The organism is Citrobacter sp. Marseille-Q5395 (assembly GCF_947057495.1).
In the GTDB taxonomy this organism is placed as follows: domain Bacteria; phylum Pseudomonadota; class Gammaproteobacteria; order Enterobacterales; family Enterobacteriaceae; genus Citrobacter; species Citrobacter murliniae.
This window is the reverse complement of the sequence record NZ_CAMSEL010000002.1, coordinates 1-24,332: the sequence shown is the minus strand read 5'-3', so window position 1 is coordinate 24,332 and position 24,332 is coordinate 1. Positions and strand designations below refer to the sequence as shown.

General features: G+C 46.1%; 19 protein-coding genes, 1 tRNA gene and 1 pseudogene. 8 read left to right on the top strand and 13 right to left on the bottom strand.

What is annotated here, in order from left to right; genetic code table 11:
• Positions 1-75: 75 nt before the first annotated feature.
• From OH663_RS03685 to OH663_RS03670, 4 genes are all read right to left on the bottom strand, one after another.
• Positions 76-1,707, bottom strand: a complete 1,632-nt coding sequence (locus OH663_RS03685) for an SgrR family transcriptional regulator (RefSeq protein ID WP_200012792.1) — start codon at positions 1,705-1,707, stop codon at positions 76-78.
• A 153-nt stretch (positions 1,708-1,860) separates the two neighbouring features.
• The gene (locus OH663_RS03680) at positions 1,861-2,631 is read right to left on the bottom strand and encodes a response regulator transcription factor (RefSeq protein ID WP_200012790.1); all 771 of its coding nucleotides are present in this window, start codon (positions 2,629-2,631) and stop codon (positions 1,861-1,863) included.
• A 780-nt stretch (positions 2,632-3,411) separates the two neighbouring features.
• On the bottom strand, positions 3,412-4,866 hold the full coding sequence (locus tag OH663_RS03675; RefSeq protein WP_200012787.1) for an EAL domain-containing protein: 1,455 nt from the start codon (positions 4,864-4,866) through the stop codon (positions 3,412-3,414).
• Positions 4,867-4,965: 99 nt separating this feature from the next.
• Positions 4,966-9,213, bottom strand: coding sequence for an autotransporter outer membrane beta-barrel domain-containing protein (locus OH663_RS03670; RefSeq protein ID WP_200012785.1), 4,248 nt, complete (start codon positions 9,211-9,213; stop codon positions 4,966-4,968).
• A 761-nt stretch (positions 9,214-9,974) separates the two neighbouring features.
• Here OH663_RS03670 and OH663_RS03665 point away from each other — a divergent pair.
• From OH663_RS03665 to brnQ, 4 genes are all read left to right on the top strand, one after another.
• Entirely contained in the window at positions 9,975-10,340 is a 366-nt protein-coding gene (locus OH663_RS03665) for a RidA family protein (RefSeq protein ID WP_045444382.1), read from the top strand.
• A 10-nt stretch (positions 10,341-10,350) separates the two neighbouring features.
• Positions 10,351-11,004: a helix-turn-helix transcriptional regulator gene (locus OH663_RS03660; RefSeq protein WP_045444385.1), complete on the top strand. Its 654-nt coding sequence runs from the start codon at positions 10,351-10,353 to the stop codon at positions 11,002-11,004.
• On the top strand, positions 10,994-11,800 hold the full coding sequence (locus tag OH663_RS03655; RefSeq protein ID WP_200012783.1) for a PhzF family phenazine biosynthesis protein: 807 nt from the start codon (positions 10,994-10,996) through the stop codon (positions 11,798-11,800). The genes OH663_RS03660 and OH663_RS03655 overlap by 11 nt, the downstream gene beginning before the upstream one ends.
• A gap of 131 nt (positions 11,801-11,931) precedes the next feature.
• Positions 11,932-13,101 (top strand): branched-chain amino acid transport system II carrier protein, encoded by a 1,170-nt coding sequence (gene brnQ / locus OH663_RS03650; protein WP_045444390.1) that lies wholly within the window; start codon positions 11,932-11,934, stop codon positions 13,099-13,101.
• Between the two features lie 184 nt (positions 13,102-13,285).
• On the opposite strand, the gene OH663_RS03645 is transcribed toward brnQ, so the two are convergent.
• On the bottom strand, positions 13,286-13,924 hold the full coding sequence (locus OH663_RS03645) for an ECs1377 family protein (RefSeq protein WP_045449685.1): 639 nt from the start codon (positions 13,922-13,924) through the stop codon (positions 13,286-13,288).
• Positions 13,925-14,387: 463 nt separating this feature from the next.
• Positions 14,388-14,510, bottom strand: a tRNA-OTHER gene (locus OH663_RS03640).
• Between the two features lie 313 nt (positions 14,511-14,823).
• On the opposite strand from OH663_RS03640, the gene OH663_RS03635 reads away from it, so the two are divergent.
• From OH663_RS03635 to OH663_RS03625, 4 genes are all read left to right on the top strand, one after another.
• Positions 14,824-16,332 (top strand): SNIPE associated domain-containing protein, encoded by a 1,509-nt coding sequence (locus tag OH663_RS03635; RefSeq protein ID WP_181539782.1) that lies wholly within the window; start codon positions 14,824-14,826, stop codon positions 16,330-16,332.
• Between the two features lie 353 nt (positions 16,333-16,685).
• Complete coding sequence (locus OH663_RS26045; RefSeq protein WP_404979421.1) at positions 16,686-16,802, top strand: YnaM/YnfT family protein; 117 nt, start codon at positions 16,686-16,688, stop codon at positions 16,800-16,802.
• Between the two features lie 1,065 nt (positions 16,803-17,867).
• Complete coding sequence (gene cspG, locus OH663_RS03630; protein ID WP_048221209.1) at positions 17,868-18,080, top strand: cold shock protein CspG; 213 nt, start codon at positions 17,868-17,870, stop codon at positions 18,078-18,080.
• Positions 18,081-18,491: 411 nt separating this feature from the next.
• Positions 18,492-18,704, top strand: coding sequence for a KTSC domain-containing protein (locus OH663_RS03625; protein ID WP_048221207.1), 213 nt, complete (start codon positions 18,492-18,494; stop codon positions 18,702-18,704).
• 299 nt (positions 18,705-19,003) lie between these two features.
• Here the strand turns inward: OH663_RS03625 and OH663_RS03615 are convergent, their stop codons facing one another.
• From OH663_RS03615 to OH663_RS03585, 7 genes and pseudogenes are all read right to left on the bottom strand, one after another.
• Positions 19,004-19,378 (bottom strand): CDI toxin immunity protein, encoded by a 375-nt coding sequence (locus tag OH663_RS03615; protein WP_048221205.1) that lies wholly within the window; start codon positions 19,376-19,378, stop codon positions 19,004-19,006.
• Positions 19,379-19,486: 108 nt separating this feature from the next.
• The gene (locus OH663_RS03610; protein ID WP_048221204.1) at positions 19,487-20,068 is read right to left on the bottom strand and encodes a tail fiber assembly protein; all 582 of its coding nucleotides are present in this window, start codon (positions 20,066-20,068) and stop codon (positions 19,487-19,489) included.
• On the bottom strand, positions 20,068-21,843 hold the full coding sequence (locus tag OH663_RS03605) for a phage tail-collar fiber domain-containing protein (RefSeq protein ID WP_181638170.1): 1,776 nt from the start codon (positions 21,841-21,843) through the stop codon (positions 20,068-20,070). The genes OH663_RS03610 and OH663_RS03605 overlap by 1 nt, the downstream gene beginning before the upstream one ends.
• Positions 21,836-22,399, bottom strand: a complete 564-nt coding sequence (locus OH663_RS03600) for a phage tail protein I (protein ID WP_181638171.1) — start codon at positions 22,397-22,399, stop codon at positions 21,836-21,838. The genes OH663_RS03605 and OH663_RS03600 overlap by 8 nt, the downstream gene beginning before the upstream one ends.
• Positions 22,389-23,309 (bottom strand): baseplate assembly protein, encoded by a 921-nt coding sequence (locus OH663_RS03595; protein ID WP_263525686.1) that lies wholly within the window; start codon positions 23,307-23,309, stop codon positions 22,389-22,391. The genes OH663_RS03600 and OH663_RS03595 overlap by 11 nt, the downstream gene beginning before the upstream one ends.
• Positions 23,293-23,646 (bottom strand): GPW/gp25 family protein, encoded by a 354-nt coding sequence (locus OH663_RS03590; protein ID WP_033816600.1) that lies wholly within the window; start codon positions 23,644-23,646, stop codon positions 23,293-23,295. The genes OH663_RS03595 and OH663_RS03590 overlap by 17 nt, the downstream gene beginning before the upstream one ends.
• 39 nt (positions 23,647-23,685) lie before the next feature.
• Positions 23,686-24,332, bottom strand: a pseudogene (locus OH663_RS03585) (contractile injection system protein, VgrG/Pvc8 family); the annotation flags it as partial.

Here is a 24,332-nt window from a genome sequence, read left to right as displayed (position 1 = left end):
TTATTTATGCTGACCCGTCCTGAATGACGTTTTTAAATTGCGAGGAAGTATCAGGTATTTCCTCGCCGAAAGTACTCAGTTAACGTCCACCCAAATTCGATTAAAATCTGGCCATCCCTGGGGAAATACAGTTACGTCGCAGATCCCCTTGCTTGCCCGCACTTCAAACTTCAGGGTGAATAGCGGAGACACGCAGCCAGTCCTGATCAGTAAGTCCATTATCCTGCGTATACGCTCAGGATAGCGTGCTTCATCCCGTCCAAGGCGAATCAGGAGCTGACTAAGCCTGCTATAAAATGTCGGTGGCGTGAATTGCCGGATCATAACCGAATGACAGAAGCGAGTTTCTGGTGCGAACCACCATGGGGTTTGAAAGCGCAGATCCGACACACCTATATCGCAGTCATCCCATTTTTCAGGCAGGAACCACAAATTGGCATCAATGGGGCGTATCGTCAGTTTACATCCCCAGTAACGCATCTGACGCTGAAGATTTTTCATCAATGCTTCCGTCTCAGGCGCCCAAAAGTAGCCGAGCGTCACCGCTGGCGGCAGCAAAACGACTTCCGCATTCTCAGACAATGCAGGTACTGACCATTGCTCACTGACAGGTGATACATTCTCACGCCCAATAAGCGATCTCAGAGCAACGCCAGCCAGTGCCTGAATAAAACGTTGCTGCGATGGGTTCAGACTCCCACTGCGATTATTAAATGCAAGGTAGACAAAACCAGCATCATCTTTCGGGAGATACTGAAACGTCGCTCCCTCCGGCTCCTCATCCGGGTGTAGCAGGACCACTGTGGTCCACTGCCTGCCAGGCAAACGGGCCTCAATACTGTACTCGATGGTCTGTATCCGCGGTTTCGTACCGTGATAACAATAAGATGCCTCAAGCTGCAATTGATGATCGTTATGCACCCGGATCGCGAAAGGCCCTAACCCCGTTTCCCCCGACTGCGGGTGAGCAAGCCGGTGTACCGGATCGGCCAATCGGTATGCCAGCATCGCATCAGGTCGGGACAGTGACAAAATCAGGGTATCTATACCGCGGTCTTTTTCCAGCTCGACGGAAGTCACATGAGAAAATGCAGGACGAGCAAGGTGAATCTGCAACGACTGTAACAACTGGTCGGCATGAACAGGCTCCCCATTGTGCCAGGTCAGGCCTTGTCGTAAAGGAAATCGCCAGGTCTGTAAATTCTGGCTTTTTTTTGCAGCCATCGCCACGTCCGGCACTGCAACACCTTGATCGTTGATGGAAGTCAGTCCGGCATGAACCATATTCAACAGATGGCGTTCAACCCTCCCGGTATGGTCAGAGGGCACAATGGCATCAATTGGACGGTAGAAACGAATACACACACGGTTACTGCTAACATCCTCTGGGGGAGAACTTTCATATTCTGAATCTAACGTCGCGCTCACTTCGAGGAAAATTTTCTCTTTTTCCTGCATAGAGACATCTTTCACACGGCAGTGTAAACGCCCCCTGGCTCCCTGGCCACGCAGTCCGGTCCAAGATAGCCACTGACGTGCCATCATCGACTGGAGTAACACCCGCGTATAGCGACGGCAGCATCCCAGTTCTTCAGCAATTTCCTGTAGCGTCACCGCCGCGGCAGTCGTCTGCCAGCGAGCAACTAATCGTTGATAGTGAGATTCCAGACAGGATGTCTTGGGGGTGTATTTTCTATCCCGATTCATTACTGACATCATCCATTCCTTTATTTTTACAACCTTTCCTGATACCGCGAGTGGTGCAGAATATTTTCAGTTAATAGAGCATAGAAAAACAATCAGTGTTATGCCCCCAAAAAAACTTAAATAGAGGTATAACACCACTTATTCTCGCTGGGTTTATTCAGTCACTTTCAGTCGTATGCGTGGTTTTTCGTCCCTGTCAGATTTTGCTGTAAAAAAAGGCGTGATGCACTGACGGTTATTCATGCCCATTTTAGGCAGAGTACTGGCGATAGCTGATGCAGGTGAAACTGTTGCCTTCAGCCTGCGAGTTGGCTCATAACGCTTCCACCACAGAATAAAATCCATCAGCTCGACATTGTTGCTCAAGCTAAATTTGCGCATGAGACTGTGTTTCTGTGAACTTACCGTCTTCGGACTTAGAGCCAGCCTGTCCACCAACTCTGATAACGACGTTCCCTGGCTTAAATAGTCGATAACTCGTTCCTCAGATTTAGTTAATAGCAACGGACGACAGGCATGACAACTAACCTCTTTCGTCTGAAACCGGCGATGCCAGGCCAGTATTATCTGACGCCGAATTTCCGCAAGAGTATCTGTTCTGTGCAGAAACACACAGTTATGCTGACACGGAAGAATTGTGTTCTGCGAAATCTCTCCGCGTGCCGAGCTGATCACAATCAGCAGGCTGCACTGCTTACGTAATCTGTATTCAGGGCGACACATTGCCTGCACACCTGCAGCACAATGATCAACATAGATATCCGCAACACGGATGGAGGAATTGCCAGGCGCCCCAGTCATTCGGGACAATGAAATCCCCATTCCATGGGTAAAAATATCTTCCAGTAAAGACAACATTCCCTGGCTGTAAATCTGGTTATCATCATTAAACGCTACCAGTAATGTTGAAGATTTAAATTTCATTCATGTATTCCTGCTGCTCACTTGTGAAGCTTTGGTTTATCGCCCGGTTAAATATTTGGCAATAACCGAAGACGACATCAATTCGTAATAATGACTGAAATATACGATCGTTAATCACTCATATTTTTTACGATATATTTAGCTAGCTGTTAATAGCAGCCAAATGAATACCCCCTCTGTGAGATATATTGTGTATAAATGCGGATTCTAAATCACTAACAGAAAAAATGACTCATGTTGTATTTTTGGCAACACCCAGCGACATAAAAAACCAAGCCCCCAGGACATACAGATAAATATACATCAACGTTACCAGTGTGATGCTTCACAAGCTGGAAAAGAACACTAAAACATCATAACGGACGAATTTGAAAATCATCCACTTAAAAAAACGGATAAAATTATTAGTGATTTCCTTTTGCAATTTACAAAAAATAATTTCAATTCAAATAATCACAAACTCCAGTCAGATAGAGAACCTAAAAAACATTATACCTAATAATAAGTTACTATAAAATAACGCGACGGCCGTAAAAGTTATTTTTGCAGTTAAACACTCCGCGCAAACAAAAAAAACACAATTTAATTCGTTCGTAATCAAACTAATCCCATTAAAGCAGTGTAAAACTCTACGCGAGCACAAAAACACACCCAATAAAAAATAGCATGCAACATAATAGCAACCAAAACCAAACTATACAGCCACAACAAATAATAAAAATTCACTTTACCAGTAATTGAGACCTAAAAATTGTTAGCGCAAATCTATAACAGGTGCTCTTATTTTTTGTGCACGGAATTATCAAACCTGGCGTAAAAAACATTAAAGGGAACGGGCTTGCTAAATAGATACCCTTGCCCAAGAGCAACCCCCATCTGCTGGAGTTTCTCCTGTTGTTTTTTATTTTCAATACCTTCAGCAACCAAAGGAATCTGTACCAGTTGAGAGAGATGAACAATGTTGCTGACGATGGACTCTTCAACGCCTCCTCTGCCCAGTGAATCAATAAACATCTTATCTATTTTCAGATATTGAGGAGAAATTCTCTGCAACGCCGCATGGTTTGAATAACCAGTACCAAAATCATCCAGAGCCAGCGATGCACCGGCGTCTTTCAATCGGTTAAGTACATTTTCCTGGATTAGATTCAGCTGCCTTTCAGTGATTTCCAGCATCACACCGATATCAATCAGACTCATGCGTTGAATAAATCGAATACAGGCGTCTGTAAATTTATTGCACTCCAGAGATTCAGGCGGGATGTTAATACCGATATGAAACGATGTCTCTCCGCGATTACCTATTTGTTGCATATCCACTTCTACCCGCTCCAGTAAACTGAGCGTCATTGCATTAATCAGCCCATTTTTTTCCGCATCATGAATAAACTCATTAGGTGGAACAATCCCCCGCTCCGGATGGTTCCATCGGGCAAGAACTTCAGCTCCTACAATTTTTCCGGACATGAGTTCTACGACAGGTTGATAATATGGAATAAATTCGTCGTTATCGATCGCCCGTGCAAGCGTTTCAATCGATGACAATCGCTGTATATGACGCAAGTGAACACATGATTTTATCAACAGAATCAAAAATAAAATAATGATATAGCGATTATCTTGTAAATAATCACCGACCTGTCGATTGGATTTATCCACAATCCAGAAAGGATAATTATGCGAAGCCACCCGGGTCATAGATTTGCTATCGGGGTGCAGTAAGAACAACGCATCTATTTTTTTATCATGGGAAAATTTTTGTAAAATATTATCGATGACTGCCTTATAGACCGCAACCGCAACCACTTGCCCCGCAGCAGGGAAATAAACCATATACATATCCGTCTTTTGACGATGAACCAACTCAATCATCAAAGAGTGAGTGGTTGTACCTGACGAATGAATTCCCAGCGATTCCCTGCCTTCAAGAGATGAGCAAGTCCATTCGCCGTTTTCGATAATATTGAGTGAGCGGATGCTGTCTTCTGATGCCGTCAGACGGTTCAGTGTTCGCAACAATTCGTCCGTACAGGCTTCGTGGATATGTGTACTGGCAAGTGCTGCCAGTGTCCGTGCGCCATTAAAAACACGATTAATTTCTTCTACCAGATTACCTACTGCGTGTTCCCTGATGAGTTCTTCCTCTTTATTCCATTGCAACCATGAGGCCAGCATTCCGGTCAGAAGAAAAAGCAACACCATCACTGTGGGCGCAGCTTTCTTGGTTATAGACATAATTAACTCGTATTATCGGACAAAGCACCCACCGGGGTGCTTCCGGTATAGTTAAGAAATTCAGGCGAAAGTCTTACATGCTGCATCAATCCAACGGCATCAGAAATTCCATTTCACACCGACCATTGCGGCGCTGTCGTTATAGCCTTTATCGCCAACCTGAACGCCAACGTTACCCCACAGATTCAGACGGGAAGTTACCTGACCTTCCACACCAACCTTAACTTCACCGATGTTTTTCGCACCATTCTGACGTACATTCACGCCATCCATCGTTGCACTAAAATCTCGGCTATTGTGGATCCAGTTAATCTCAGCAAAAGGCTGGAATTCTCGCGATTTACCGTTATCCATCTGATGATGGCTGTTAATCCAGGTTTTCATGCCCAGACGCGTCTGTAAGTTACTGCTGCCGTTGCTGCTGACTCGCGTCCCGTTGCTTTCAAGATGATCGTCAGCGTCCACTCCCATCCACACAGCCTGCGCCTGAGGCTGTACATACCATTCGTTCAGTGTCCCTTTGCTACCATTGAACACACCCAGTTTCTGGGTGTAGCCCGTTTCCAGTGAGGCCGTTACTCCGCTGGATTTATACGACTCGCCCTGCAGGTCATCGCCCTTCACATGGTTATTGAACCAGTTGTACTGTACCCAACTGTCCAGATACGCGCCGTTGTGTGACTCATCATTGGCATACCATGTCGCATATACGCCGGCACTATAGCCATTCACCGATCCCTTAGCATCGTATCCGGTTCGTGAAGACCGGGTGTTGTTGTGTTCATTGCCATAGCCCGCCATCACGCCAAGATGCCAGCGATCAACCTCGTTCTGACTCCACTGAGCAATATCTCCCCCCAGCTGCAGCACATAGCGATTGCTCTGGGTTTTCAACTGCCCGCTGCCATCACGCCAGCTATTGTGTCCTCCGACATGTCGCATCCACATACTGGTAATTTTCTGCTCCCCGGTAAGTGCATCCGTGAACCGGGTCTCACCCTGGCGATCGTGAAGTCGCGTGACGAACATATTGTTCGCTGCTGCCAGGTTTGCGGTGTAGCTGCTACCTTCCGGACGCAGGTCCTTCTCGGTATCTGGATTGGGTTTCGGATCGGGATCCGGATTGGTTTTACCGCTGGTGAGGTACCAGTTGCCGCTGTTCTCATCCAGACCACGCCCCAGGGTATAATCGTAGGCACCCGCGACGATACGTCCCGCCTGGGTAAATTCACCGTTTGACTGTCCATCAACGTGAATCACCTCTATTCCGTCGACAGTCGCAGCCCCTTTGCCACCCGTATTCGTCACACTGACAGACGTTTTGCCGCTCGTATCGCCATTAATCACCAGCTTATCCGTAACGGAACTGTCGTCACCCAACGCCGCATTTAATGAAAGATGGCCACCGTTACCGGTGTAGTTACCCTTAACGACCAGTTGATTACCCGCCAGTTGACCATGAATACCAGTAACAAGGTCACCGCTGTTCGACAAATCACCACCTACAGTAAACAGCTGAGGGTTGTCGCTCACCACCGACCCGACCAGTAACATACCGTCGTTATCGATGTTGCCTGCTACTCCACCAGAGCCGGAGAGCACCGCCCCGTCATGAATAGTGACCTGCGTACTGGCAAGTACCACCGGAGAGTCTGCTTGTCCCAGTTCCAGTCTACCTTGTTCGATAACAGTCTGGCCGGTCCAGGCCGCGTTATCACCTACGGTAATGGTCCCGGTGCCTGTTTTGGTTACGCTTCCCTGACCGTAGATCTCGTTGTCGAGTTGCCATGTGCTCTCACTGTTAAGTACCAGTGAACCGACATTACTGACTTGCGCATCGCCCAGATTTTCCGCCATCGAAGCCGTAAGCCGGGAGTCCGCATCAATGGTGAACTGCCCGGAGAAATCACTGTTATTCCCTGCCAGCACCACATCGCTGCCGCTCAGTTCTACCAACCCAGCGTCACTGATATTGTTATATAGCGTGCCTACGGATTTGCTCAGAGACAGCGTGCCCGCTGTGACGATATTTCCCACACCCAGCCCAAGGGTATTATTCATCAACACACTTGCATCTTCTGCGATGGTTGTTTTAGCCGTCAGCGCACTGTTTTCACCGGTTACCGTCAACGTGTCGCCGATAATCTTCAGCTCGCCGCTGCCAGCCAGCATACCGTCAACAGAACCACCATGTTGCAGCGTCAGGCTTCCGCCGTTGATATTCAGCAACGAATCCGCCGCAGCAGACAGTTGATCAATTGTCTGGCTGTGACCATTCATATCAAAACCGGTTTCTGCTGCCAGACGAAGTTCACTCGTTTGCCCAAGAACGTTGTCGTTTTGCATCAGCAAATTACCACCACGAACATCGGTGACCCCGGTGTAATCATTATCAGTATTTGACAACGAAACGGTCTGCCCTTTCTGACTGTCAATTGCCAGATCGCCATTACCCGTTACACGGGCACTGAGGTCTGCCGCATTTCCGCTATTACCATTCGCACCCAGGGCCAGCGCATTATCGCCAGACGCAAGAAGTTCCACCTGCGTCAGCCCGTAACTGATATACAACCCGTCATTATTCTCACCGCTGGTAAGACGGTAATCATAGGTCCCTTCAGCTACAACCTCGCCGTTCTGACTGATAGAGGATTCAACGGCATCACTGATAACCTTTCCGTTCTGGTCCGTCAGTATCAAATTTCCTGCGCTGCCGATAGTGTCCGCATCACTGGAAACGAGTTGAATCAGGCTGTTTCCATCATCCTGCTCCAGAAGAGTAATATGGGTATTCGGTGTGGGAGTATCGTTATTTATCATTCCCCCCGTGGTTACCTGTATCGTTCCCTTTCCTGAAACATCCAGATCTCCGGTGGTATGAACTGTTTCCGTGCTTTCTGTCTGACCTGGGATAACATCTCCGAACACCAGCTTGCCACCATCAAACGCAAGCTCGTCAATAACCTGTTGACCATTCCCAACACTGACCACACTTCCTTCACCTAAACTCAGCAACATATTTTTCAGCGCAGCGGTATTCGTACCTGCCAGAGAAAATAATGTGTCTTTAAGCGCCAGCGTGCCGTTGAAATTCTCAGTCACTTCGGAGGAGTTAAAATCAAATGTATTTCCCGCTGCATTAATCTGAAGTACGCCCTGCCCAGTAAGCGTGTTAATAAACTGCCAGTCGTGAGCTGCGTCAATCTCCAGTAAGCCTCCGGTCATGGTAATTTCATTTGTGCCGATATTTTGTTGTTCTGAAATAACCAGTGTGGCAGGAGAGGAAATATTAAAACGCCCCCGAAAAGCGGAGTTATCACCGGACAAGGTAGAAACCCCACTCTCAGCATTTACTGAACCTGTACCGCTTATATCCGCATCAAGGACAAAATCCGTGTTGGTATGATTAAGTGTTAATACACCATCACCAACACCAAAAATAATTTTCTTAGTATCAATAATTCCTGCAACCGCCGCATCAGCACCCGCTCTGGCACCTACTGCCAGTTCACCGCTGGACCCGGAATCTTGCGCGATAACAATCTCTGGAGCACTGAGTATTCCACTATCGGAAGCAACCGCCGTCCCCTTACCCTGAAGTCCAACAGTCATTTTATCATTCGATGATATTATTGAATCAGCACCCTTTACGCTCATCAGATTATCGTAGGCTTTCGTCTCATCCATATTGCCTACCGAGATTGTGGCTTCACTATGGGTATGTCCGCCATTTGACGTGGTGAGGCTTCCGGAGCCGTATGTTCCGACATGAATACTGCCCACACTCCATAATTCACTGTCTGTACCATCAACACTCACAACACCTGACGTTTCTCCGGATGAAGATGCCCTGCCGCCGATCCATATACCACCGGATTGATGGCGAACTTTTCCGCCATCAGAAATATTCATAAACCCATTTCCGTCCCCGGCCCCCACCTGGAGAGCTGCAGCATTTGTAGAGGATATGGTGACGAGACTTCCCTGCCCGGAAACATTAAGAGTGCCAGTCCCTTTATGGTTTTGACCATCGATAGACCCGCCAATATCAAAGGGATAACTCATTGATTCTGCGCTAACTGTCAATTTCCCGCCATCAATGACATTTACTGTACCGGTAGAATCTTCCTGGCCAATATGGAAGTATTTAGTTAAAACGTCACCACCTTGAACAATATTCAGAGCACCGTCTGTTTCATACCCAACTCTGATGCGACTCGGGTTGTTTGAGGTCTCATCCCATACGGAATCAATTGTAACTTCCTGGTTATTATTGATATCATTAGCCATTGCACTTGTAGTACACAGCGCAGATATAACAGCAATAAACACTTTGCTTAATTGCATAAACACAGCCTTACATTAGAATAGATATAGCAACGGATAATGACCATCAGTTATATTGATCACTATTTTCGTCACATATGAATGATGATGTAACCATTAGTCTGGCTAGCAAATCTGGGCAAAAAATACCTGAGCGATACCATTAATCAGGCGTTTAATTATTATGATTAAATATATTTTAAGATTAATGCGTACACTGAAGTTTCTTTAGGCTCTATTTTTAAGATAATAGTAAAGACATTCCTCTTTCCTGAACCAGCAAGGTCAAATCCAGCCCGTCATTATTCAACGATAATTTTATCGTTTCTGAATTAATCGATCTTCACTTTTACTTTGATGTGAAAGATCAGCCTAAAACACCTTCAGACACACCTGGGTTGAATCAGGGAAAATATCTCAGAGCACAGGCATCTTATCGACACCCAAAATCAAATTCAACAATATTTGAAAACAATATTTTTGTTGAATTTAAGGGCTACAAAATTTACCATTTAGAAACAATGACATAGAAAAAACCAACGCAATAAAAATAGGATTTATCTGCTTAAAAAAGCTATAAACCAATTATCACCTGGAAAATAATCATACAAAAAACTATTCGCTTGCTTACTTTTACACCAACACGTTGCTTGTTTCCTGTGATCTGTAAACAAGATTTTAGGACAAAAACAAACATTTGTTGAAAAATACAATTTCGTTTAATTCAGGGCGGAGCTGTGGTAACGTTATGACATATCCCCCCCGATGAGTAAGACTAAAGTATGAGTATTAAGCGCTATGCCACCAGTAAGCCCTTCCCTTTTTCCGATGCAGTTCAAGGGAATGGCATGGTATTTCTTTCAGGTCAGGTATCTATGACAGAGGAGGGTGAACCCGTGTATGGCTCTGTGACTGAACAAACGCAGAGGATCATGCATACCATTGTTGAAACGCTGAAACGTACAGGTATTTCGCAAGATAATGTCGTCAAAGTACAGGTATGGTTAAGTGATATGAAATATTTTGCTGAGTTTAACGCAGCATATTGCACGTGGTTCCCAAATGGTTACCCTGCAAGGACAGTAACAACCAGCCGCCTTGCCTTTGAATTGGATGTTGAGATAGAGGTACAGGCAGTCGCCTCGTAAAGAGACCATAATGAAAAACGAACGTGATCACTTAATAACTGTGCTGAGCGCTTCACTGGAAGCTCTGCGTACAACTCTCCCCTCAAATACTGAAGCCGTGTTACACGATCTTACACAGCCGGAAAAATCAGTTATCAGTATTGTCAACGGGCATATAAGTGGTCGGAAAATTGGAGATGCGCTGCTATCGGGACCGGATGATGACGCCGGCTTTTTAGGGCTACTCGATGCTTCACAGCCCGTCCCTACCCGTGTATTCAGTGGATATACAACAACAACGGTCGCAGGAACAAAGCTGAATAGTGCATCAACAATTTACTACAGCAAATCAGGTAGTCCTCTGGTGGCCTTCTGTATAAATGTTGATATTGAGGCCGTGGTACGGTTAAAGCGTGAGCTTGATTATCTTCTGCCAACACCTGTCGAGACAGAAAGCGCTGACAGTATCCCCAGAGATATTCAAGATAAGTCACTGGACGAAGTTCTTGCTCAATATCGACCAACAGGCTCAGAAAGCAAAACAGACTTTAGAAAGCGGGTCGTATCTGAAATACATGCAATGGGATTTTTTAAAATTAAAGGCAGCGTTAACCATGTAGCAAGAGCATTAGGCGTAACGCGATATACAATCTATAACTATCTGGACAAAATCAATGATAAATAATATCACAACCAGCCTCCCCTTTTACCAGGTGGATGCTTTTACGTCGCTCCCCTTTGGAGGCAATCCCGCTGCTGTATGCCCATTAACGGCATGGCTGGATGATGATATTTTGCAATCGATCGCTGCAGAAAATAATCTCTCAGAAACCGCGTTTTTCGTACCTATTGAAGATGGATATCATCTCCGCTGGTTTACACCGGCGACAGAAGTTGATTTATGCGGTCACGCAACGCTGGCAACATCATGGGTAATGTTCAATAAACTAAATCATCCTGGCAAATCTATTCGCTTCCATACGCGCAGTGGCATTCTGACTGTGACTCAGCAAGGTCATGAATATTGCATGGACTTTCCGGCAAAGTCTGCCACAGAAGTTGAAGCGCCTGCAGGGTTACTTGAAGCACTCGGTATCACCACCGGTGTGATTAGTGTATGGCAATCAGACGATCTGATTGTGCTGGTGGACGATAAAGCAATCATTGATAAATTAGCGCCGGACTTCAATAAATTGGCTTTATTTGATACCCGTGGCGTCATTGTCACTGCCGGGGATAAAGAGTTTGATTTTGTCTCTCGCTGGTTTGGACCGCAAGTTGGCGTAAATGAAGATCCCGTTACCGGATCAGCACATACTTTTCTTGCCCCGTTTTGGGCATCACGGTTAGGCAAAACAGAATTAACGGCGCAACAAGGCGGTGCGCGAAAGGGCACATTGCGTTGCGTTGTAGGCGATAATAAGCGTGTAGAATTATACGGCGCCGCCCGCTTGATGATTGAAGGGATGTTTCAGTTGTAATATTACAGCCCTGATTTGTAATGGTGAATATTTTCACCATTACTCATGCTCAGAAAATCATACTTTACCCCTCCAGTGATATTGATAACACAATCAATAAATATGGCAATATCATAAATGCGAGTTTATAAATGACAGCAAACACAAAACTATCCTTGCCAGAAACTATGGCACTTGGCGGAATGACGCTAGCTCTTTTTCTCGGTGCCGGCAATATCATATTCCCACCGTTGGTTGGTCTGCAAGCCGGTACAAACACGTTTAACGCTGGTTTTGGTTTTATTATTACAGCTGTGTTATTTCCTGCATTAGCAATAATTTCACTTGCGATTAATGAAGGTAGTATCAATGAACTCACCAGGCCATTAGGAAAATGGGTCAGCTTTATATTCATCGGTATTTGTTTTTTAACTCTTGGTATGTTATTTGGTACTCCACGCACAGCTACCATTAGTTATGAAGTAATAACTAATGGAGCAGCAGACATATGGTGGAAAAAACTTATTTTTTCTGCTGTTTTTTTCGGACTGGCAGGCGCAATTTTAGCAAAGCCAGGTAAGATGCTTGAAGTCGTCGGCTTTGTCCTGTCACCGGTAAAAATTAGTGTGCTGATTTTCATTGGCGTATGCGCATGGTTTCATCCCATAGGCGAGATCACTACAGCGACAACTATATATGAAACACAAGCTTTCAGAGCAGGGTTTGTAAATGGTTACCAAACATTAGACGTGATCAGCGCACTATGTTTTGGGGCTATTATCTCACACACGCTTAAGCAACGTGGGGTTACACATACTAAAGGCATTTTCCGATATTCTGCTTCATCAGCATTTATTGCTGCCACCGGACTAACTCTGATTTACATTTGCTACATATCGATGGGCGCACACACTCCAGAGATTGGTGCGACAAACGGTATGCAAATCATGAGTGCATATGTAGAGACTGTTTTTGGAACATATGGCAGAGAATTGCTGGCAGCCATTATTACTCTGGCCTGCCTTGTCACCGCAATAGGACTCACGAGCGGTACAGCACAATTTTTCAAGCAGAACACAGGTATTTCTTACGGCGTATTTGTGACTCTGTCTCTTATATTCTCAGCAGCAATTGCTATTCTGGGCTTGAATTCGCTGACAACACTGGCGATACCGGTTCTTTGCTCTATCTATCCGGCTGTTCTGGTTGTAGTAATATTAGGCATATTTCGTAGATGGTTTGATATTCCGGATAATTTATACAGAGTCTTTTTTTATAGTGCGCTGGGAGTCGGCATTCTCAGTCTGTTTGTGAAAGGATAAATTAGTCCCTAATGGCAACCTCTCTCCGATTATACGATGAGGGTTTTGTGTAATCTTAAGCCTGCGCTATCTCCTGATTTCTGTGAAACGCCAGAGAGATGGCGTCGCCTCCGTCTTTTCAGGAAAAATTATTAAAAGTGATACTTCACGCCTGACGCTATTGCCCGTCTGGGCAACATAGCTGTTACTCTGAACAACCGTCACATCTGTAAACAGGGACCCGTCGATGGGTATCGGTCAGATTGTCGAAAACCTCAGTCTCTGATGTTGAAATCGCCATACCAGCCTTCCGAAGCCTTAGCACATCGGCAGCAATCCTCTGGATCCCAAACCAAAAAAGTCCATCCAGCGCAGTAACCGGTAACCCAGCCTCAAGTGCCATTCTCAGTCGTTCGCGCGGAGACTTCACTGTTTTTGCTATTTGCTGGTAAGGTGCGGCCGTGATCCCGGATACATCCACCCGCCGAATGCGATTGGACAGATGATAGTGAAACTCATCTGGTATCCCGCTCAAATCCGCCTTCAGACTCCAGACACAACCAAAACGTTTCCCGTTGAAAACCACATTCTTTTGGTTGAGTTGCCATTCATCACGCACACTGGCTATTAGCTGTGGAGTGCGTACTAGCAACAACCGAAAAGGTAGCTCAAAACTGGTCACATAATCCACGTTAAGCAACGCAATACGCAGGCGCTCCTCTGCCCCTGCTTTTTTATCCTGACATTCAGCAATAACATCCGCCCACTGACGGGTTAACCTGGGGGACTCCCCTCTTTCCGTTAAACAGTACTTTTCAATCTGGTAGTCAATGGATGAGGACACTCCGATTCCCTTCAGTATGCAGTTAAGTATTGAGTTGCTTATTTTACCAGCAGCCAGATGTAACGGGAAGCATACTATTAAACGGAAACCTGCCGTTTCAGCGATAAATATTTCACTACGAAACGCTGCGTAACGTCTCAAGGGCATGAGCTTATATCAGAAGCAAAACGACAGAAATTTAGTATTGATATAGTAAGGCGCATCCGGATATTCCTGAGTGAATATCCGGTATTTGGGCTGAGGAACAACCTTATTAAAGTGCAACACTTCGACTGAAGTCACAAAATGAATGACATGCTGGTAAAGCTCTACCTGGAATGCTGGCTAAGTGATAACTTGTGTAGCTGCGAGTTTGCCCAATGCATACCAGGACAATACCCAGCAAACCAGTTATGAATGGCATACTGAACAAATAAAGTTTTAGCTGAAAGAGATATAAATCGATTGGGTTGAGGCGGTGTTTTGGCGGAGAGAGGGGGATTTGAACCCCCGGTAGAGTTGCCCCTACTCCGGTTTTCGAGACCGATTTCATTGGTAATATTTTCAATAACTTAACTTTTCACGCTGGTATATCCACAATATTTCCACTTCATAAAATTCAACTAGTTACTCGTTTCTCCATACTTAATATACCAACACTTTCTGAGCTAAACCTAAGCTTCATTCTTACGGAAAGGAGGTGAAATTATGCGCAAAATTTTACTATTCAATAACATGTGAAAACTATCTATACCTGTTTTTGCACTTAATGGTCTGGTCAGGTTAAGTGTGATACTTACAGTATGTCCTATTGTCCCTATTTTGATAATATTGACCATTAATAGATCAGGGTTTAATTGTGCTCATCGATAGCAATGTCTAGTTGCATGTGAAGAGCATCCTCTCAAGGAAGGTTATGAATGAATATGGGTTATCTTTCAATCGCTGCATTAACTGTTGCAGTATTATTAGTTGTCATCGTTTTTGTCCTTTTGACAAAATTACGCGCAGTGAAGGCCTCAGATGCCAGTAAAACAGCACAACTTGAGCGTTATTCCGTCATTTCTGATGCAGAAACGGAAGCAACTCGGGTAACGCTAGAGGCGGAACAACAAGCTCGAGAAATCATCGACGGTGCAAAAAGCACTGCTGCCTCTCTGGAGGAGGAAGCAACTACATTGTTGAGTAATGCACAGTCAACGACCCTATCATTACAGGAGAGAATTACTTCATTACGTGCCTCATATGCCGAGAAAAAAAGCATTTATGACGAACTCGAAAAAGCGATAGCCCTTTATCGTGAAGATGTAGATTTTGCAGAGATGGGTATGTTCGACCCACATTTCGATTTCGACACTTCCGAAGAGTTTAAGGAGGCGATCAAAGATAACAGAAATGAGCAAAAATCCTTATTACGCCTCAAAAACAAAGCCGGAGCTATCTGGTGTGGAACTGACTGGACGGTCCATAATTCCCGTGCCGAAGGGAAAAAAATGACTACCCGAGCTATCAATCTAACAGCGAGGGCGTTCAATGGTGAGTGTGATGCAGCAATTGCCAACTGTACATTCAAGAACTGGTCAGTCATGCATGACAGGATCCAGGCAGCTTTCGATAAAATCAATGCACTCAACGAAGTGAATGATGTGCATATCAGTAAAGAATATCTCAGACTGAAGTTAAAAGAGCTCGATCTCGTACATGCCTACAAAATGAAAAAACAGTCAGAAAAAGAAGAACAGCGGGAAATACGTGCTCAAATGGCAGAAGAACGCAAAGCTCAGCAGGAAATTGAGCGGGCGATTCGAGAGGCAGAAGCGGAAGAGCTTCGTGCACAAAAAGCACTGGATAAAGCCCGTAAGGAAATGGAGTCAAAATTGGCGCAACTGACTACCGAACAGGCAGAAAAATATCAGTCAAAAATTGATGAGTTACGTGACGCCTTAACCGAAGCAGAATTGAAGGGCCAAAAAGCTTTGAGCATGGCACAGCAAACCAAACGTGGGCATGTCTATGTCATTTCCAATGTAGGGTCTTTCGGCGAAGATGTTTTCAAAATCGGTATGACGCGCCGTCTTGACCCTCAGGACCGGGTGGATGAACTAGGAAGTGCCTCAGTACCTTTTCTCTTTGATGTTCACGCCATGATCCATAGTGAAGATGCTCCAGCGCTAGAAAATGCGCTTCATCAACACTTTGATGCCAAACGAACGAACCTCGTTAATAGGCGTAAAGAGTTTTTTAACGTCAGTCTGAAAGAGATCAAGAGTGCTGTTTATGAACTTGCAGGTAATGACGTCGATTTTATCGAAACAGTTGTAGCACAACATTATTACGAGACATTGGCATTACGTAAGAAAAAAAGTGGAGTGGCAGAAGTGCAAGCCCAGCATACTGCCGTCCAACCACGTTTTGCTGAGTCAATTTAAGCATAGCCTACTACGTAATACGCTCGTAAAACTACATACTTCCGTTTCTGGCAAATAGCAGCCCTCAAGATGGTATTACGGCGTCATGGGATGTCGGGGGTCGGAGGTTCAAATCCTCTCGTGCCGACCAAAAACTCCTTTAAGAACCAGCCTTTACGGCTGGTTTTTTTATGCCTGTTTTCTGTACGGGGAAACTCCGGGGAATTATTGGGGTGAAACTATCGACAGATCACCAGCCGGCTACGTTCTATCGGATTGTAATATCCTCTTGAATAGCAAGCACGATAATTGCCAGGAACCTTTTCCCTATACAGTTGTCTGACAATAGAATTCATCTGACATTAAGAAGCCCTATGATTACTAGTCTCTCATTGGTATTTGCCGTGATTACCACTCTGTGCATCATGTTGTTCGCTACGGTAAAAGTAGGGATTGGTTTGTCTAACAATCCAGACAGAAATGATAATTAACCTCAACCACGTAACACCACTTCATACTTCACTTAACAGTGATGTGCTCACATCACCGGGCAATCATCAAACTCTGCATTCCTGGCGTCATTGATGATGTTTCAGATTAAACACCTTGAACGGTCATATCGCTTAAGTTGTATTAATTCAGACCTGATCTGGCACTCTTACGGCACAGAGCGAAACCTAATCTGACAGTCCGCTGTATACTGTGAGTTCAACCGATGGATGCAGCACCGTCAGTATCGCTGTAAATAAAAACATGTTTTAAAAAACAGTATTGACCTCAAATCTAAAATGAGTAAATTACTACAAAGCAGCACAATGAAAGTGGTTGGTAAGTTAGTGAAAAGTAAGAAGTACTGGAGAAGCCATTTTGCTTTACAGGCCATGAAGTTTGTTGTTTGGGATGTAGTTTGCTTTCAGGCCTTGTAGTATTTGTGCTGGTTCGCAAAATGGTAGTGTTAGCGCGACGATGTAAGGCCTTGTTTTTTTGAGTTTATGTTGGCGGTTTTGTTTGTTTTTTAATCCTGCTGGCAAAGGGCAACGCATCAAAGAGTATATGTCGCGATGGGGGATGTGCTTGTTTGAGTTGCCACGCTTAGATTTTAAAAGCGCAGGTAGTTGTATAACGAGATAAATAGAGGGAGGTCTTTTAGTATTAATGCCCTATATTATCTGTAGTTAACGGGTACATTTTAAAGCAGTATAAATAGCAGTATCACTTTACTAAGTCCATTAATGTTAAATCTGAAGTTTGTAGTACCTTAAAAGCCCTGGCTGCAATGGTCAGGGCTTTTAAGATTACCTCCTTTCAATTGTAAATTTCCAGACAAATCATTGACAAAACTAACCTTGATTATTGCCCCGTAATAGTCCATCATGCCTTATCGGTTTGGCATACAGACCTTATGAAAGCAGTTTTAGTAAAGCAGTCCTCATTTCAAGCGTTATCCTTAGATACTCTTCTGCGTGAGCCTCCTCCTAAGTGCCCAATAAGTCCTCATCTGCAAGCAGGCCATGTTCGCCACAACATGTGGCTCAAGAAAATTAAAGGAAGTATCTATGTCGAATAAAATGACTGGTTTAGTAAAATGGTTTAACTCTGACAAAGGTTTCGGCTTCATTACGCCAGCTGACGGCAGCAAAGATGTTTTTGTTCATTTCTCTGCCATTCAGAGCAATGATTATAAAACGCTCGAGGAAGGCCAGAAGGTTGAGTTCTCGATTGAGAATGGTGCCAAAGGTCCGGCTGCCGGAAACGTAGTCGCGCTTTAATTGCCGATAACGACACAGACGCTTACGACAGCGATGACGGCACTGACCTGAGCAGATAAGTGAACGTGATAAAAAACCCGCCCTGAGCGGGTTTTTGTTTTTCATGAATGGCATGTAGCAAGGGTGACTGCCATTTTACTGCAGTTGCTGGAGTGAAAAAATGAAACCAAATAGTGCAAACCCAATGATGGTGACAAAAAGAAAGCCAATTAGTAATTTCCAGCCCAACACCTGTCCTCCATAAGTTTGTTTAACAAGACGGAGAGATAATAATATTCATGATTCATAAGTCAACCGGTGCAGGTGTCTTTGACAATCGCTTCACCAAAAAAATAATTTTGTGAAACAACCCTGAAAGACATCTATGGGTGTACTATGGGTTAGAAAAGATGTTAACAATGAGGAAATAATATGCACTTTCAGAAAGTCATATCATCAAGAATCAAATCCATAAGTTATTATTCATCAGAAAAAGTGCTGGAGGTGGCTTTTGTAGATTCAGTAGCCTATCAATTCATTAAAGTGTCTGAAAAAACTCATAATGACTTTCTAACGGCAAAATCCAAAGGCCGTTTTTATGATGGTGTAATTAAAGGTAAATACCTTTGCCGAAAAAAAGGTTGAGTCTTTAAAAATAAAGTCTAACAAAAGCAAAAGCCCCACCGGGAGGCCAGACTGGTAAGTTTAGAGACGACTTAACCCCCAAGCTTTAACGGCGCACTACGCGATAAAGTTAAGCGTTAAATAGCGAAAAACTGCCACCAGAAGGACCTTTCTGTCAATTTTCAATTATAAGTTCTATCTTCTGGCCTTCGCTCAAAGTTTTAAAGCTACCACTATGAATGGCAGCAAAGTGCCAGGAGCGAACGTTGCTAACAACAGTCTGAGTTGATAAACAGAGAGTAAGTCAGTATTTCTGCTCATCACTTTCGCAGACTAAACCGTATAAAATCATGAGGAAATAAAGGCTTAATCATTATTTTATCGTTAAAAATAAATAGATTAGGTGGTATGGCGATAATATCGTAGATATTATCGACAATAAGTTGTAGATGGGTTCTGAACACGGGCACATCGGCATCATCCGCTATGACAAATACAGTTTTATTGCCTAAGTCTCTCCTGTTAAACATCTCATGAGTGAGTTCATAATCGCTGAAATCCATTTCTGACCATATGAGATTACCGCTATGCCATGGATATTGATGAAAAATATCCATTACCATGCTCAAATCATCCCCTTCCACAACATCAAAATCTGCCTTGAGCAACGCCTTACATTCCTCAAACAATGTCATGTCCACTCTCTTTGTGGCTGTTTATTTATATAATAACCACCCAGGAGGATTGTCCAAAGGAATTATGAACTTCCGCTTTTCGCTGCCGCCCGTTCTTGTGGCACCTTATCAACTGGCCTTTATATCCGGGAGAGGAGGCCATTCCGGCTTTGAGGTATCAACTCGATTAAGCAAGACACGGCATTTTTTCCACGCCAGTAAAAGTGCCGCTTCCGCTTCAGTTGCAATATCCAGATCAACTGCATCCTGTAAAGGTGCGATTTTTAAAGCAGCCAGAGCAAGAAGGCTTTCTTTTTGCTGTGTCGCCTGCGTAATCTGTGCCATTTTTTCAGCTTCAGTGTCATGAACCCATTTTTTTCCGTCCCATTTCACAAAATGGCCTTCGGGCGCAACAGAAACCACATCGTCAGGTAACTTACCTAACTGGTTAATTGTGACGGCTTCCCCTGTATGAATGTCGTAGACCGTTTTCCCTCGATGGTCTTCAACAAGTGACCATTTTTCTGACTCAAAATTAAATACAGCGACAAAACCATCTTTCGCCAGAGGCGGCTCAATATCGGTACTGTATGCGGGTAACCCTGTATTAGCAGGGATAAATCCATCACCCTGACCGATAAATTCATTCGTTGCTGATGAAAGGTTATAGATTGTAATTACCCGGTTGGAATCAGTCATTTTAAAAGCCATTATGCAAGCCTCACTAAGTAGTTAAATGCGGTATTTTTTACGGTGTTTTCTGCATGACCAGACGGCGAAACAGTTACGCCGTGGCTGTGCGCACCAATGTAGACAGAGTGAGCATGTGCTCCGATACCAACAATGTGGTCGTGCGCACCAATACCAACAGAATGAGCATGCGCCCCACCCACATAAGTTCCCTGAGTTCCCACCCCGCCAGCCCACTGACCACCGGCACCAACTTTCGCTGCCTGCTGGGAAGTGTTGAGATAATAAACATCTAACGAGTGGGCGTGTTCGCCTCCGCTGCTTGTTGATTTCGTGCCATAGTCAAAAGCCGAAACAGATTTATTACCGTAATCAAACCCGGTAGTGTCACGGTTTCCGAGGTCGGTAGCTGCGACCGTTGCGCCGTGGTCGTGTGACTTAATACCATCCAGCTCCTGAGACAAGACAGCACGACCATCAGGTTTGCCCTTAATCATCTGGCCACGCATATCAGGAATAACACCCGTTGGATATGCCACAGCAAGTAATGGGTAGGCAGATTTATTAAACGCCTGACCCTGCATAAGCGCATGGTTAGCAGGCGGTATATCCGAAGGCCATGGTATGGGTGCGCCTATGGGGTAATACTCATAAGGAGGATTTGCCGTGTTAAAATCCCTGTGCCAGCCAGGCAAGTAACCATCGCCATGATTGATGTAGGTAAACTGAGCGGAAGGCGTTCCATTTCCTGCGGTGGTGGTTGGCGTAGTAATACGAATAGTCATCGCACCACGTACTCCCATAACCTCCACTACCGAGCCAGCAAGACTGATATTCCCGCATCCCGTATCCGTAATAACCCTGTTATCACCGTAGGACCATGAACCTTTGCATACCCAATAGGGATGATTAAATGCCCCCTGATTTTCAAGCCAGACGATAAAGTCCGCTGTTGTCCAGTTACCGCCTCCACCAATACTGACCGAGCCACTGAAAGCTCGCCCGGCACCGATATTACGTACAAACGAATCCGGTTGCGGTACATCAGCGCCGTTCTGTTTTTTTTGCAGCGAACCGGCTGCTCGATTTATCGTTTCTACCAGGCCAAGGTTTTGTAGAAATAATGCGACATTCGGTATATCCGCGCCGTTCCGGTCTTTAGCCAGTCGCGCATTCGCATTATCCATTACGATCTTAACTGCCACAGGGGTGGCAGCCTGCGTTTCACTGGTGCTGTTCACAGCGCTGTTAAGTTGAACCAGCCCTCTTTGTTGTGTCGTGCCATCGAGGACACCAATCGACTCACGCGATGTTTTTTGTGCTTCCGCACCGCGCGCTTTTATCTCTTTCAGGTACTGGTCAATACGCAGAAATAACCCGTCGCCGGTTGCAACATTCAGCGTGATATTTGAGGTATCTGATACCGCCAGGCGAAACTGCATATTAACGCTGACACCGCCAACCGGCTTATCGATCGATGGGCAGTTTGCCACCGCGTAAAGCTCTCCGGCGTCAGTCATTAAACCAACTTCGCGAACGGTGAATCCACCAACCCCGGTCGGCAGAACGATTTTTGCCATTAACTGCGTGGACTGCTCCGGGGACACCACCAGCTCAGCGATATCTCCCCGGAACGTTTCATTGATTAACCGGATTTGTGCCGGATCGGGTTTAACCTGCTTGCCATTACTGTCCCCCACCACAAAGTGAGTCAGTACAATCAGGCGACCACTGGCCAGCGCCTCCGCCTCCAGTTCTTTACCCCGGTTAGTGATAATTGAGTAGTAATCAGCCATGAGATTCCCCGGCAAAAATGTCCACATCGATATGCGCTGTTGTCGCACCCGAAATATAAAAAGCCCCGTCCATACCCACATTCGCCATCACATCAATTTTGCTCAGATAGCTGCGCAGGTTCTTGGCCCGATCGGTGAGCTGGCGGATCTGATGATAGAGAGCGTCGCTGACCCCCTCACTGCTCTGTACTTCGATCCGAAAGGTATAAGGTTCAGCGCGCGGTGTGTCTTCCCACCACTCAACCACGGTCGTGGGCAGGTTCACAGACCCGAGAGAACGGCGTACCGCGCCGGCCGTTCCCCTGTGCTGATGCACATATGCGGCATCTTTTATCACCTGTCGCTTCTGCGCCTCCGTCCAGCCGTCATCCCAGAAATCAACGGCATGCTCCCAGGCCAGCCAGGGAAGAAGATGCGCCGGACAGGTGTCAGGATTTTTGGACTTGCGCACCATGTTGGTATCGAGAGTGGCGATTTGCTCAGCGCTGGCCTGCTCCTGCGCCCGCTCTTCATGAAATGCGCCAGGAGGAAGCAGAGATCGAAACTTAGTCGTCATTGCTGCTTACCTCCCTGCGGGTGACATTAATGGCGGTACACCACGGGGCTTTACCCGGTTCCGCTTCCAGATCTGCCATCGGAGAAATCAGCCTTACCCGGACCACGCCGGATTGCTGCAGCGAGGCATAAATGGCAGACAGCGGGACGACGGTTTTAATCCGATGAGAAAGCGTGGTGTATGACCGTAAAACATCGATGGCATTATTCAGCACCGTACTGGCGTCCGGTCCTTCCGGAATTTCCAGCTCCGCCGTAACGGCATAGTTTGCAATCGTGGCACTTTTTACCGTCACATAGTCAGTTAACGGGCGGATTTCATCTGCATTCAGTGTGCTGTTAACCTTATCAAGCAGGGGCTGTCCCGCTGTCCCATCCCCGGTGCGTGACAGGACATAAACATCAACGTAGCCTGGCCGGTTATGGGTTTCCGGCCCATAGGCATCGGCATCCAGCACATCCGTATCGGCAGACTTCGCATGAAAGCGGTATGAATTACGCGCGCCTGCTGTATTCAGCTGCGCCCATGAAAGCTGGATGCGTTCACGAAATGCCGCATCGTCTTCCAGTTCAGGCTCCACTGGCGGAATGGCAAGCGGATCGCCGGGCTTAATCACCTGCCGTTTAACGTTGAATGCGGCACCTATCTGGTCAAGGTCAGCCTCTTTTGCACTCGCGAGAAATACCGCCCGCACGGCATCATTAACCCGCTGGAACGCCAGCGTCAGCTGGTAGGCATTCACCTCCCCCTGTTTAAACGTCGGATCGGATTCCACCAGCGCATCAAACTGCTTATCAAGTTCCCGCAGGCGCGCCAGCCACCGGGTGAAGATTTCAGTCGCATCCGGCACCACAATGGCATCCGGTACGTCCAGTTCGGACAGGTTGATCACGTCATAGCCGCTTGCCATAAATCGTTATGTCTCCCGTTCTGACAGGTAAATTGGTTTCCTTGTTGATCCCCTCAATATCCAGCACACAGCCGGACTCCTCTTCAGGAAAGGAAACAAGCACACGTGTTACCTTCAGCCGCGTCTCCCACCGGGCCAGTGCGGTCGCAGACGCAGCAATTATTTGTAGCCGGGTCAAATCATCCCGGGGGTTATCCACCAGCGAAAACAGATCACTGCCATAGTCCCGGACAAGAACCCGGCTCCCGATGGGCGTGGTCAGTATGTCGCTGACCGACTGGCGCAAATGGGCGACGCCGGACAGGCGTTTTCCGGTCCGGTTGTTTACACCGTTCATGATTAAATTCCGTTGCTGAGTCGCCGGATGGCGGGAGGGTTAACCGAAGTAGGACGGGCCTGTTTTGTCCTGCTTTTCTGATTTTTTCGAAGCCGCTGCGGGTTTACGAATATCCACGACAAGGTTGTAGGTGTAGCTGAATCCTGCTGACGTCAGAGAAAATACCAGAGACTCAACCACCCAGGCCCGATCCTCACGGGAGCCAAAACCGGAAGTCGACACACTTGCTTCTGCTGTCAGCGGAACATGTTTAGGGCGACATGGCCCCGTGAGCGTCATTTTCTGCTCGTTACGCTTCGCCTGTGTTTTCCTGGAGTTTGCCTGTTGCTCGGCGGTCGATTTCTCCGACTGGGTATAGGGATTGGTCATCGCCGGACCATCATGTTCAACGGAGGAAGTCTTTGTCGTACCATCCTCCTCGTCGTAATAACGCACACCAATTTTCTCTTTGGCTTTTCCTCCGCTCCCCGTGGCTTTCCCCGTCGAACTCCCCCGCTCACCTTCACTGTAGGACCAGTTTGATACTTCATCCGGTGTGACGGTGATCCCGCCAGTCTGCTTCCCTGAAGCCGTTGCCGTGGCCCCTTGCTGTAAAAAAAGCCAGTAGCCTCCTGATGGTTTGCTCACTGCGTTGTAGTCACGAGCAAGCCTTGCGAGCAGGTTGGCATCGGATTCCGCCACCTGAT